General features: G+C 45.0%; 6 protein-coding genes. 5 read left to right on the top strand and 1 reads right to left on the bottom strand.

Annotated elements, in window-relative coordinates:
* Positions 1-24: 24 nt before the first annotated feature.
* Positions 25-1788, top strand: coding sequence for a phospho-sugar mutase (locus MUK70_RS17055; protein WP_234653972.1), 1764 nt, complete (start codon positions 25-27; stop codon positions 1786-1788).
* Positions 1789-1852: 64 nt separating this feature from the next.
* Complete coding sequence (locus tag MUK70_RS17050; protein ID WP_234653970.1) at positions 1853-3025, top strand: carboxypeptidase-like regulatory domain-containing protein; 1173 nt, start codon at positions 1853-1855, stop codon at positions 3023-3025.
* Between the two features lies 1 nt (position 3026).
* On the opposite strand, the gene MUK70_RS17045 is transcribed toward MUK70_RS17050, so the two are convergent.
* The gene (locus MUK70_RS17045; RefSeq protein ID WP_234653968.1) at positions 3027-4505 is read right to left on the bottom strand and encodes an FG-GAP repeat domain-containing protein; all 1479 of its coding nucleotides are present in this window, start codon (positions 4503-4505) and stop codon (positions 3027-3029) included.
* A 294-nt stretch (positions 4506-4799) separates the two neighbouring features.
* Here MUK70_RS17045 and MUK70_RS17040 point away from each other — a divergent pair, with 294 nt between their 5' ends.
* From MUK70_RS17040 to MUK70_RS17030, 3 genes are all read left to right on the top strand, one after another.
* Entirely contained in the window at positions 4800-8045 is a 3246-nt protein-coding gene (locus MUK70_RS17040; protein WP_374759707.1) for a SusC/RagA family TonB-linked outer membrane protein, read from the top strand.
* 65 nt (positions 8046-8110) lie between these two features.
* Positions 8111-9856 carry a RagB/SusD family nutrient uptake outer membrane protein gene (locus tag MUK70_RS17035; RefSeq protein ID WP_234608033.1) on the top strand — a complete coding sequence of 582 codons (1746 nt, stop codon included), beginning with the start codon at positions 8111-8113 and terminating at the stop codon, positions 9854-9856.
* Positions 9857-9946: 90 nt separating this feature from the next.
* Positions 9947-13516, top strand: coding sequence for a VCBS repeat-containing protein (locus tag MUK70_RS17030; protein WP_234653966.1), 3570 nt, complete (start codon positions 9947-9949; stop codon positions 13514-13516).
* The last annotated feature ends 284 nt before the right edge of the window (positions 13517-13800 follow it).

Below are 13800 nucleotides of genomic sequence, written 5' to 3'. Positions count from 1 at the left end.
TCAAATAATTCCATTAATCAAATTATGACTGCAAAATTGGAACCCAGTGTAATGACCAAAGTAAGCAGCTGGCTCAACGGTGATTATGATATCGATACCAAACAATCCATTCAACAACTAATCGATGAAGGAAACGATACTGAACTGACAGACGCATTTTATAAAGACCTGGAATTCGGAACGGGAGGGCTGCGGGGCCTTATCGGTATAGGTTCCAACCGCATGAACCGCTACACAGTCGGCACTGCGACGCAGGGTTTGGCCAATTATTTGAATCAGGCTTTCCCAGGCGAAGAGATAAAAGTGGCTATTGCTTACGACAGTCGCATTAAATCGGATGAATTTGCCAAGATTATAGCTGACATTTTTTCTGCAAACGGCATCACTGTTTACCTATTTGAAGCGCTTCGTCCTACACCTGAGCTTTCGTTCGCTATCCGTTTGCTCGGCTGCAAAAGCGGTGTGGTTGTAACGGCTTCACATAATCCAAAAGAATATAACGGCTATAAAGCGTATTGGGATGATGGTTCTCAGGTGGTTGCGCCGCACGATGTCAACATTATCAATGAGGTGAATGCGATCGCATCCATTGATGAAGTGAAATTTGATGGGGATGCATCAAAGATCATTAAGATCGGTGCGGACGTGGACGAAAAATACATGGATCATATTCTGTCCCTTTCCATTTCGAAAGGAGCTTTGGAGCGTCAGAAAGGCCTGAAAATTGTTTATACGCCTTTGCACGGAACAGGTGTAACATTGGTCCCCGCGCTTTTGGCTAAAATGGGCTTCGAGGCGGTCACTGTGATCGAAGAGCAGGCTGAACCCAAAGGCAACGGACAATTCCCGACGGTTGTTTATCCAAATCCGGAAGAGAGCGAAGCCATGTCCAAAGCCGTTGAAAAAGCTAAGGAAATCGATGCAGATCTCGTTTTAGGAACGGATCCAGATGCTGACCGCGTTGGAATTGCGGTGAAAAACCATCACGGCGAAATCCAGCTTTTAAATGGCAACCAAACAGCCAGCGTCCTGATATATTATCTGCTAAATGCCTGGAAAGATGCGGGCAAGCTAACCGGCACCCAGTTTGTTTGTAAAACCATCGTTACTACCGACTTAATTGATAAGATGGCGGCGGCTTATGACGTAAAATGTTATAACACGCTGACCGGTTTTAAATACATCGCGCAGGTTATCCGTGAAAAGGAAGGCATTGAGCAATTCATCGGCGGCGGCGAAGAAAGTTACGGTTACCTCATCGGTGATGCCGTTCGGGACAAAGATGCCATTGCTTCCTGCGCCATGATCGCCGAGTTAACTGCTTATGCCAAAGATAAGGGACTAAGTCTTTTTGATATGTTAATGGAGATCTACAAACAGTTTGGTTTCTATTACGAAGGGCTTATTTCTTTAACTAAAAAGGGAAAAACAGGAGCAGATGAAATCCAGCAAATGATGGCCGATTTCCGTGCCAATCCACCTAAAACATTGGCTGGCTCTCCAGTAATCAGAATGGACGATTACAAGGCATTAAGCACTGTTGATTTTACCAGCGGAACTACACATGCTATTCCATCCGGTGAAATGGGCATTGAGCCTTCTAATGTGCTGCAATTCTTCACCGAAGACGGAACGAAGTTTACCTGCCGCCCATCAGGAACGGAGCCGAAAATCAAATTCTACGTGGGCGTTCGCGCTGCATTGGAGAAAAACGAAGATTTCGACAGCGTTTACGCAAGTTTGAAAGAGAAAGTTAGTGGAATCGGCGAGGAGCTTGGATTGAAATAATATTTGAAAAGCATGATGCAGATAGCCACTTACTTCCGAGTGGCTATCTGCTTTTAACATTCAGGTGAAAGCACTGGACATTACAATGCATTTGATTTATAACCGGCCTATAAATAACGCCTTCCGCTCATTCTGGCTGGTTCTTTTCATAGTCATCTGCTGCTCAGGGCAATTACATGCCCAGCAGGGCGGGATGGTTACGCTCACTGGAAAAGTGATAGATGAAAAAACAGGAAAGCCGCTTCCGTTTGCCAACGTTTTTATCAATAATTCAACCATAGGGACGAATGCAGATGAAAATGGAAATTACCGGCTGGCCAATCTGTCCATTGGTAACCTTGAAATGGCCGTTTCGTTTTTAGGTTATGAGACCGTGAAGCAGACATTGCGTTTTGAGCAACCCGGCGTGAAGACGGTTCTTTTCAAATTGAGGGAAGGGATGGAGCTGGAAGGGGTGACCGTCTACGCCAAAAAGAATAAAAAAAGAGAGAAATATTTGAAGATCATTACGCGCGAGTTGCTCGGAAACAGCCGGTTCAGTAAACAATGTAAAATCCTTAATCCGCAGGTTTTGAAAATTTCTGAGGACGATGACAAACATTTGACCGCACAAACAACCAAGCCGCTGATCATTGAAAACCTGGCATTAGGCTATCGCATTCATCAGGATCTGGACGATTTTGATTACTTCAACGGGAAGGTTTATTACGGTGGAAGTACGCGGTTCGAATTACTCGTTCCCAAAGACAGCCTGCAAAAAAAGCAGTGGCGGGCAAATCAAAAAATCGCTTATCAGGGTTCTGTAAAGCATTTATTGTCAAGCATGGTTTCCGACAGTTTGCAGGAACAGGGTTTCAAGGTATATCAGGCCATTCCGGATTCTATGCGCAGGTTCAACACGGTGCGCACGCCGAACGGTTACAACACCATAGCCAATCACGTCCATAACCGTATAGAACCGGTTCGGGGAATGAGGCTGGTCCGTCCCGGCGAGCTGGTAACCGAGCGGTTAGTCGTTTCCGGCACGCAACTGGAAGTGTTTTTTATGAAGAAAAAGGGAAGATCACCTTACTCGGACATGCCTTATGCATACACGCAAATCACGCTGCCGCAGGGTTATATGGTGATCACGCCCTCAGGCTGGGTGTCAATTCCGATGGGATTTGAGATTGCGGGCGATCTGGGAAACGATCGTTTTTCGTCCCTTTTGCCCGCCGATTGGAAAAAGGACGATTAGTTTATTGCAATTTTGCTGGTAATGTATTGTTTTCAAGCAAGACAAATGGCACGTGCACGTTCCAGGTAGGCTTTGAAATTTCCTGGTTCAGGAAGCCCTTGGAAAAGTTTCCCAAAACAATGTCTTCATCGCCGTCCCCATCATAATCCTCAACATCCATACAAATCCATCGTCCATGCTTGTTCACCGGAACAGCATGCGGTTCAAAAATGGGTTTCTTTTCCGGCGTTAAACCGGCCTGTTCGAAATATAGAAAGCCTTCCCCGGGCGTTTTTTGGAAATCTGCAAAAAAAGCGATGGTAGCAATGTCCGTGTCCCCATCCTTGTCAAAATCTGCTGCAACGGCCTTTGTACAGCCATTGATGGGATAAAAATAAGTTTGTTCAAATTGAAAATTTCCTTTTTCCTCGAAAATATAAAGGCCATGATAGGGTTTTAAAATCCTTGAAAAATCGCTGTTGTCGCCTGCTGTGTACACAATATCAAGCTTGCCATCGCGCGTAATATCAGCGAGTTGGAAGCTGCTGGAACCATAAACGGAAGGAAACCGAAGTATGTTTCTTTCAGAAAAACCCCCTTTTTGATTATTTATAAAAACCCATATTCCTTCATCCCCGTGTGCAAAAAGCGTCATAATGTCGGGCCATCCATCTTGGTTGAAGTCGCGTATATGGCTTTCCGTTGCCCCCGGCATTTCTCTTACCACAACCTTCTCGAACTTATGCCCCGGAAGCTGTTTTAGCAAATATAACCCACCGCGGTTATGCCCGAATGCGCAGACCAGGTAATCCTCTAACCCGTCTTTATTATAATCAATGGGCTGGCTTTGTATAGGCCTGATCAGGTCATCAGAAATCAAATCGGGATTCGCGCCGGCTTTTTGATCCAATGTGAATATCTGCCCTCTGGTGATGTCCAGTGCGCGCATGCCACCCATGGAAGTGATCGTCAGCACCGGATTTTTAAGGGTTGGAAAACAAAGGTCAATCGCCGAGGAGGGAAGCTTGGTTACCAGCTTTCGTTGTTGCAAATGATTCGAAATGTACAAACCCGGATTTTCCAGGTCGCTGGTGTAAATACGCTGCCTGGACGAGTCAATTGCTACTAACAATGTGCTACTAACCGCGTCGGGAATGACCTGTGGCTGCTTTAATTCAAAAATCGCCCAGTCATGCGTTTGTTTGTAACCGTTAGAAACTTTAAGTGTGTCCGGTGCAAGGGTTTGATAATAATGTACAAGTTTGTTCCAGTCGGCTGAGGATAATGCAGACTGCTGATTATGCAGATAAATATTCCCCTCTAAAACTTCAATACCCAGCCGCTCGGCCATGGCGGGTAAGACTCCATTTTCCCATGTGGATTTGTCCAAAAGTGCCGGATCCGGGAGCTGATGGCAGTTTGCACAGTATTTTTCAGCTAGTGCTTTTCCCTGTGCAGCCGACTCTTGGGAGCTATTATTGTTACATGAAAAGTTAAACACGCACAGGCAAATAGAAATCAGCAAAAAAGCATATCGAAGCCTGCGAGGATTCCTTAGCATCTGGGGATAGGTAGATTGGGGATTGCAAAATACTAAGATTGTACAATATGCGGCTTAACGGTCCGCTTGCATCCGTATAAATAAACACCCTAAAATCCGTTATTTATGACATTATTTTATCTCTTTATAATACTATTATTTCATTGTTAGAAAATATTAATCTAAAACGGTCAATTATTTGTGGAAATAATGATAGATTTGATTGCTTAATAATTATTAACCTAACCGAGTATTATGAAAAGAATCTACAAGAACTCCGGCAGGAGTATCTTCTTCTCCTTCATGCTAAGTTTCGCAGCAATTGTTGCATTCGCACAAGAACGTAAAGTAACCGGAAAAATCACAGACCTCGCCGGCACAGGCATTCCAGGGGCAACTGTGGTTGTGAAAGGAACCCAAATGGGAACAAACACAAACGGTGACGGCGATTTCTCCATTAATGTTGGAAACAACAGCACTTTGGTAATCAGTTTCGTTGGTTACAAAACAAAAGAAGTAACAGTTGGCAATCAGAGCGTCATCAACATCCAAATGGAAGACGACATTTCGGCGCTGGAGGAGGTTATCGTAACGGGTTACACCATCGATAGCAGAAGAGAAACAACAGGTGCGGTTTCCACGGTTAAGTCGAAAGATTTGACGGCAACCCCATCGGGTAACGTTGAACAGCAGTTGCAGGGCCGTGTGGCAGGGGTTACGGTGATCACAAACGGTCAGCCAGGAACAGCCAGCCAGATCCGCGTAAGGGGTTTTGGTGCTTTTGGTGGTAATGAGCCATTGTACGTAGTGGACGGGGTGCCAACAGGATCAACCGATTTCCTTAACCCTGACGACATTGAAACAACAACTGTTTTGAAGGATGCGGCAGCTGCTTCTATTTATGGAGCGCGTGCAGCGAACGGTGTAATCGTTTACACAACCAAAAAAGGAACGAAGAAAGCAAAAAAGCTCAGCATTACCTATGACGGACTTTTCGGGGTAACGACGCCTGGTAAAGGACAAACCATGCTGACGCCTCAGGAGCAGGCTGACTGGACCTGGCAGGCTATCAGAAATGATGCATTCCAGGGTGATTCACTTCCAAAATTCACCAATGTTGCCAGCGGACAGTATGGTTCGGGCGACAAGCCGGTCTTGCCAGATTACATTAACGTAGGCGGAAAAACAGGTGTTATCGGTGAGCTGGACCTGGCTGCCGAAAAATTAAAATACAATGTTGACCCTACGCGCGGATCTATCTATCAGGTAGTTAGGGCCAATAAGCAGGGGACAGACTGGTATGATGCGATCACAAGGAATGCGCCATTGCAGAGACATTCTCTGGGCTTTTCAGGTGGTGGTGACAACAACCGCTTCTATGCAGGATTCAGTGCTCAGGATCAAAAAGGGATCATGCTAAACAATGGTTTCAAGCGTTATGCCTTTCGTGTGAATACTGAATTTGACGTTTTGAAAAACCTGAGAATCGGTCAGAATGCGCAGTTTACTTACCTTCAGGTGCTTGGCCAGGGTGGTGGAAATGGCGGACAGGGTGTGGCAGCGGATGAAAACGACATCCTTTCTGCATTCCGTATGCCATCAATCATCCCGGTTTATGACGAATTCGGCGGTTATGCAGGAACGGCAGCAAAAGGTTTCAACAACCCGCGTAACCCGGTTGCGAGCAGGGACGGTCTGAAAGACAATGCAGGCTTTGCAGGCAATGGTTTCGGTAACTTCTACATTGAGTTGGATGTAATCCCCGGACTAACATTGCGTTCCAGCGTTGGAGCCCAGTATAACAACTATGCCAACAGAGGTTTCAGCAGATTACAATATGAAAACTCTGAAAACAACTCGGCATTCGGCTACAACGAAGGATCAGGTCACCGTTTCAGCTGGACACTGACAAACACTGCAAACTTCAAGAAAACATTCGGCTTGCATAATCTGGACGTGATCATTGGGCAGGAAGCGTTGAACACAGGCGCTGGAAAAAATCAGAACTCTTCTGGTTTGAACCCGTTCTCTACGGATATCAACTACATTAATATGAACAACGTTGGTTCCAAACAGGTTTTTAGTGATTATTACAAAGGAGTTAACTTCAACTCACTATTTGCCCGCGCCAACTATACATTCAATGACCGCTACATCCTGACCGGGGTTGTTCGTCGTGATGGTTCTTCGCGCTTTGGTGCCAACAACCGTTACGGGGTTTTCCCTGCATTCTCTGCAGCATGGAGAATTTCTTCGGAAAACTTCATGAAGAGCGTTCCTTTTATTACTGAGCTTAAACTTAGAGGTGGTTATGGTTTGATGGGTAACTCTAATAACGTAGATCCTAATAACCAGTACAGCTTATACGGAGCGAGTCTTGGCCAGTCATCCTATGACTTGAACGGAACCAATTCAAGCGCATTGGAAGGTTACTACCGGACGCGTATCGGTAACAAAAGTGCTAAATGGGAAACCAGTATCACCAAAAACATCGGTATTGACGGAACATTTTTTAAAGGCAAACTGGATATCATCATTGACCTTTGGCAAAAAGATACCAAAGATCTTTTGTTCCAGGTGCCGATCACTGCAACTGCGGGATACGATGCCGCTGCACCTTCGGTTAACGTAGGTAAGATGTCGAACAAAGGAATTGACTTACAGATCATTAACCGCGGCCGTATTACCAATGACCTGGGTTATGAAGTGAATTTCACCGCTGGTATTCTGAAAAACAACATTGAATCTCTTGCGCCTGGAATTAAGTATTTGACTGTAAATCCTGATTTCCGCGGCATCAAGCCGATCAGAAACCAGATTGGTTATGCAATCTCATCTTTCTATGGATACAAAGTGACGGGCCTTTTCCAGGACAAAGCAGAAGTAGACGGAGCACCTGACCAAGACGGAGCTGGCCCTGGCCGTTTCCGTTACGAGGACATCAATAAAGACGGTGTGATCAACGCGGATGACAGAACATACCTGGGAAGCCCGGTGCCTAAGTTTACAGGCGGGGTAAACCTGAAATTCACTTACAAAGGATTTGATGTTGAAACTTACATGTACACTTCTGTGGGTAACAAAATCTTCAACCTTTCTAAATGGTTTACAGATTTCTATCCATCATTCACAGGGGCTGCTGTTAGTGATCGCGTAAAAGGATCATGGTTGCCATCCAACAAAAATACGGACACGCCGATCTTCGAAAGCACTTCCAATTTCAGTACGAATACGCAGTCTAACTCCTTTTACGTAGAGGACGGATCATTCTTCCGTATGCAGAACATCACATTGGGTTACACATTGCCAGGCAACATCCTGAGCAAGGTTCGTATGTCCAAAGTGCGAGTATTCGCTTCTACCAATAACTTGTTCACTGTCACCAAATACAAAGGTCTTGACCCAGGGGTTGGTGGAAATGCAGATACAAACTTTGGTATCGACGTTGGTAACTATCCGATCACGAGAAGTTATACTTTAGGTATCAATTTAGGTTTCTAAAATCGAAGAAACGCAAGACATATTTCACATATCGGTTTAGACAGATTTTGATAAAAATGAATAAAATGAAAAATAATATTTCGAAAAAAGGGGGATTAGCACTGTTAATGGTGATAATGCTGATCGGTTACTCCTGCAAAGAGACTTTCCTCGAAATTCCGGCAACCGGCCAGCTTGATGAGGCGCAGCTTTCAACCAAAAAAGGGATTGAAGGCGTGCTGGTATCAGTTTATGGCCAGCTGAACGGGCGCGCAAACCGTATGGCCAGCGCCAGTAACTGGGTATGGGGAAGTATTCGCGGCGGTGACGCCAACAAAGGAACGGATCCTGGGGATTTCAGTGATATTAACCCGATCCAGCGCTTTGAGTATCAGACTACGCAGGGTGTAATTTTGGATAAATGGAAAGGAAACTACGAAGGAGTAGCCCGTGCTAACCTGGTTATCAAGCTGCTGGGTGTTGCGAAGGAAGACGTTACGGAAGCCGATAAGAAAAGAATTGGTGGGGAAGCGCGCTTTTTGAGAGCTCATTACTACTTCGAACTGAAACGCGGCTTTAACAATGTTCCTTTTGTTGACGAGACAAAAGACTATGGCACAGGCATCGAGTCAGTTCCTAACACGGTTGAGCTTTGGCCTTTGATCGAAGCAGACATGAAAAACGCCTACGAAAATCTACCTGAAACGCAAACTGCGGCAGGTCGGGCCAACAAATGGGCAGCTGCAGCTTACCTGGCGAAAATCTATATGTATCAGAAGAAGTTCACTGAGGCAAAAGCGCTTTATGACCTGATCATTGCAAACGGTAAGACGACAAATGGCAAAAAATACGGCTTGGTTCCAAAATTCCAGGACGCGTTTAAAGCGGCTAACGATAATAACTCAGAATCTGTTTTCGCCATTCAGGCTGCTGCCAACACGGGAAGCGTGAACAATGCAAACCCTGAATTTGACCTTAACTGGCCATACAACGTAGGTCCGAACGGTCCTGGTAACTGCTGTTCTTTCTTCCAGCCAAGCTTTGAGCTGGGTAACTCTTTCCGTACAGATGCGAGCGGGCTTCCTTATCTGGATGGTTCCTACAACACGGCAGGTAAAGAGTTGAAAACGGATATGGGCTTGAAATCTTCTGATCCATTCACGCCGGATGCAGGCCCGGTTGATCCACGTCTTGACCACTCGATCGGTCGTCGCGGTCTTCCTTTCCTTGACTGGATCGATCACCCAGGTAATGACTGGATCCGTAACCAGCCGAATGCAGGACCCTATACGCCTAAAAAGTACGCGTATTACAAAACTGACGTTGGTTCATTGCAGGACAACAGCTCATGGACGCCAGGTTATACAGCGATTAACGTAAACATTATCCGTTATGCAGACGTCCTTTTGATGGCGGCAGAAGCTGAAATCGAAGTGGGGACACTTGAAAAAGCCAGGCAGTATGTAAACCTCGTGCGTACACGTGCTGCGAATCCTGAAAGCTTTGTAAAACGTGCTAATGGTGCTGCTGCTGCAAACTATGTGATCAGCACTTATAAAGCACCTTTTGCAAGCAAAGATGCAGCCCGTAGTGCGGTTCGTTTCGAAAGAAAACTAGAACTATCCGGCGAAGGACATCGCTTCTTTGACCTTGTACGCTGGGAGATCGCTGATTCTGTGCTGAATGCTTACCTTACTTACGAAGGCAAAAAGCTAAGCGGAGCTTTGGGCGGAACAAAATTCACAGCCAAGAAAAACGAGTTCCTGCCAGTTCCCCAGGAACAAATTGACTTGCTGGGCAAAGACATTCTCGTGCAAAACCCTGGTTATTGATATTTAGTATAAGTTTTAAATAAAGGAGGTGGTATTAGTTTACCATCTCCTTTTCTTAATTTTAAGATATACCAATTTTTATTGTTTCAAATGAAGTCACTTGTGCCCTCAAAATATTTACTATCAGCACTTTTCATAGCAGTATTGCTCACCTCCTGCAACAAAAAACAGAAAACATTCACCCAGCTCGATAGCGATGAAACGGGGATTCAGTTTTCCAATCGCATTGCGGAAAATGATACCATGAACATTCTTGCGTTCGAGTATGTGTACAATGGTGGAGGCGTTGCACTGGGTGACTTTAATAATGACAGCCTGCCGGATGTGTATTTCACGGGAAACTCGGTCGATAATAAATTGTATCTCAATAAAGGCGATTTTAAGTTTGAAGACGTCACCCAAAAAGCGGGCGTTGAGGCCAAAGATAAATGGTCAACCGGTGTGGCGCTAATTGACATCAATGCCGACAATCTGCTTGATATATACGTTTGCGCTTCGGTAAGAAAGGTCGCAAGAGAGCGCGAAAATCTGCTTTACGTAAATCAGGGTTTAGATAAAAACAATGTTCCTGTTTTCAAGGAAATGGGGAAGGAATATGGAGTGGCAGACACTACGCACACAACAAACGCTGCATTTTTAGATTATGATAATGATGGAGATTTGGACTTGTTTTTGCTCGTTAACGAAATGGACGACAACAATTTTCCTAACAAATACCACAAAAAGATCGTCGACGGATCTTCCAGGCGCACAGACCGCCTTTATCGCAATGACTGGGACGAGAAGTTAAAGCACCCCGTTTTTACCAATGTTTCAAAAGAAGCAGGAATCCTGATAGAAGGTTATGGTTTGGGCGTGAATGTTACAGATATCAATCAGGATGGTTACAAAGACATTTACGTTACCAACGACTACCTGACCAATGATCTGCTTTATATCAACAACGGGAACGGCACATTCACAGACAAAGCGCCCTCATCCTTCAAACACACCTCTCATTCGGCTATGGGCAATGACGTGGCCGATATTAATAATGATGGCTTGGTAGACGTAATTGCGGTGGATATGATGCCCGCCACCAACCGAAGAAAGAAAATGATGACGCCGGCGAACAGTTACGTCACTTACCAGAATAATGAACTTTTTGGCTATCAATATCAGGTTGCAAGGAATACCCTGCAGCTGAATCGCGGTTCTGTCGACGGCAAAAGCAAGAATCCGGTTTTCAGTGAAATAGGCTTGCTGAGCGGCATCGCTGAAACCGATTGGAGCTGGACACCCATGGTTACGGATTTCGACAATGATGGCTTGCGGGATATGATCATTACCAATGGTTTCCCCAAAGACATTACAGATCTCGATTTCATTGCATATCGTAACGAGGTTTCGAGTGTGATGGAACCCATGATGATGCTGGACTACATTCCAACTGTGAAGATTGCCAATTTTGCATTTAAAAATAAAGGAGATCTCCGCTTTGAGGATGTGTCGGAACAATGGGGTCTGGAATCGGCAAGCTTCTCAAATGGTGCTGCTTATGCCGATCTGGATCGTGATGGGGATCTGGATTTTGTCGTGAACAACATCAATGATTCTGCGTTTGTTTACCGCAACAACAGCATTCAGATCAGACCAGAAGAAAGCAATTATTTACGTATTGCATTCAAAGGGAGCCGCTATAATAAAGCCGGGATTGGGGCGATTGTGGAAATCACTTGTGCCGATTCGGTGAGGCAGGTTTCGGAAAATTCACCTTACCGCGGTTATTTGTCCACCATTGAACCTTTCATTCATTTTGGGCTAGGGAAAACAAGGAAAATAGATCAGGTTAAGGTGACCTGGCCTGGCGGTAAAACACAGATTTTAAAAAATGTGAAAGCAAATCAGGTGTTGACGTTCCAAGAGGCTGACGCGAAAGATGCTATTGAATCACATCAAAACGAAGACCTGTCGACTCCGCTGTTTACTGACATTACGTCTATCATAAATCTGCCTTATAAACACCAGGAAACAGACGTCATCGATTTTAATATTCAAAAATTACTTCCGCACAAATTGTCACAATTCGGGCCTGCTATGGCCGCTGGCGATGTAAATGGGGATGGTTTGGATGATATTTTTATCGGTGGTGCGATGCATTATAAAGGGCGCTTTATTTTACAGCAGTCCGACGGGAAATTCAAGGTGACTGATTTGCTGCCTGGCCTGGAGGGCATCACGAAGGAAACAGAAGATATGGGCGTGCTGCTATTTGATGCTGATAATGATAAGGACCTTGATTTGTGCATTGTAAGCGGAAGCTATGAAATACGCGCAGGCGCACCCGGATTAAAAACAATGCTGTATACCAATGACGGAAAAGGGAAATTCAGTATTGATTCCGCTGCATTACCCCAGTTCCTGGTGAATGGTTCCTGTATAAAAGCCGTCGATTATGATAAGGACGGCGATCTGGATCTTTTTATAGGCGGCAGGGTGGAATCGGCAGCCTATCCCAAACCGGTCTCCAGTCACATTCTCAGAAATGACACGCAAAGCAGCACATTGAAATTTTCCGACGTAACGAAGGCGGTCTTGCCCGAACTTGAAAACATTGGCTTGGTGTGTGATGCAGTATGGACAGATTATGACAATGATGGCTGGATGGATTTGCTCGTGGCAGGAGAATGGATGCCGCTTACCTTTTTCAAAAATGAGCAAGGTAAATTTAAAAAAGCAGTGTCCGGATTAGAGGATAAAAAAGGCTGGTGGGGAAGCATTACCGCCGGTGATTTTGACAATGACGGTGACATGGATTACATAGCCGGCAATCTGGGTATCAATTCCCTTGCACGTGCTTCTGAAAAACAGCCCGTAAGCATGTATGCCAAGGATTTCAATAACGACGGCTATTTTGACGCCATCCCGACCGTTTATTACCGCGCAGACGACAACACATATAAGGAGTTTCCTTACAACACACGGGACGACATGGGCAAACAAATTATCCAGGTTCGCCAGCGTTTTCAGGAATACAAGAAATTCGCACAAATTGGTCTGACCGAAATTTTGAAGCCCGAGGAGCTGAAAGATGCACTGCATGTAAGCGCTACCTGGATGAAGACCAGCTATATTGAGAACCTCGGTGGCGGAAAGTTTGCTACGCATGAGTTGCCAGTCCAGGCACAAGTTGCGCCGGTTTTTGGCATGATCGCCGATGATTTTGACCAGGATGGAAACCTGGATGTAATGCTCACCGGTAATGATTACGGATCAGAGGTCTCCGTGGGCCGATATGATGCATTTTACGGATTGATTCTGAAAGGAAACGGAAAGGGAGGGTTCAAGTCTTTGAGCCTTTCGCAGAGCGGATACGCATCGATGGGCAATGCAAAAGGGCTCATTAAGCTTGCTTCGGCTGGCAGCAACTGGATTACCGCTACATCGCAGAACAGAGATTCGGTTCGGTTTCACAAGGTTCGAATGGAAACGAAAAAGGTTTCGTTGTTGCCCACAGAAACGACCGTGTTGTTAGAACTCAAAGGAGGCAGAACCAGACGCGAGGAACTGGGTTATGGTTCTTCGTTTTTATCGCAGTCTTCGCACGTGTTGTTCTTGCCTGCCTACGCCCAAAGTGCAACCGCCATTGATTCAAAAGGAACAAAGAGAAGGTTAAGGTGAAACAGGGCTAATGCCTGCCACTCAAAACAAAGCCCTGATGAGGTTAACTCATCAGGGCTTTTTGCGTATGTTAATTATAATATTTCCTATATTAGTAAAAAATGTCATATTTACAATTGTAATCTATCTAATTTATTATGTAACTATTTTTATACATAATTCTGACGGCTTTTTGCGCCTGATTTCGCTCGTTAGCCTCACGAAATAACCAACAGAATTTGTATTTTGTAACTCTGTTTATATTATAAATAGCTCATATACTGATATTTGTAAACTTGACACTT

This window comes from Dyadobacter chenwenxiniae (assembly GCF_022869785.1).
Lineage (GTDB): Bacteria > Bacteroidota > Bacteroidia > Cytophagales > Spirosomataceae > Dyadobacter > Dyadobacter chenwenxiniae.
The sequence above is the reverse complement of the archived record's forward strand: the minus strand, read 5'-3'. Positions and strand labels throughout refer to the sequence as shown.

Bases quoted from the DNA above. Each gene is read 5' to 3' on its own strand.
- MUK70_RS17055 (WP_234653972.1), top strand. From the start codon at position 25: ATGACTGCAAAATTGGAACCCAGTGTAATGACCAAAGTAAGCAGCTGG.
- MUK70_RS17040 (WP_374759707.1), top strand. From the start codon at position 4,800: ATGAAAAGAATCTACAAGAACTCCGGCAGGAGTATCTTCTTCTCCTTC.
- MUK70_RS17035 (WP_234608033.1), top strand. From the start codon at position 8,111: ATGAAAAATAATATTTCGAAAAAAGGGGGATTAGCACTGTTAATGGTG.
- MUK70_RS17030 (WP_234653966.1), top strand. From the start codon at position 9,947: ATGAAGTCACTTGTGCCCTCAAAATATTTACTATCAGCACTTTTCATA.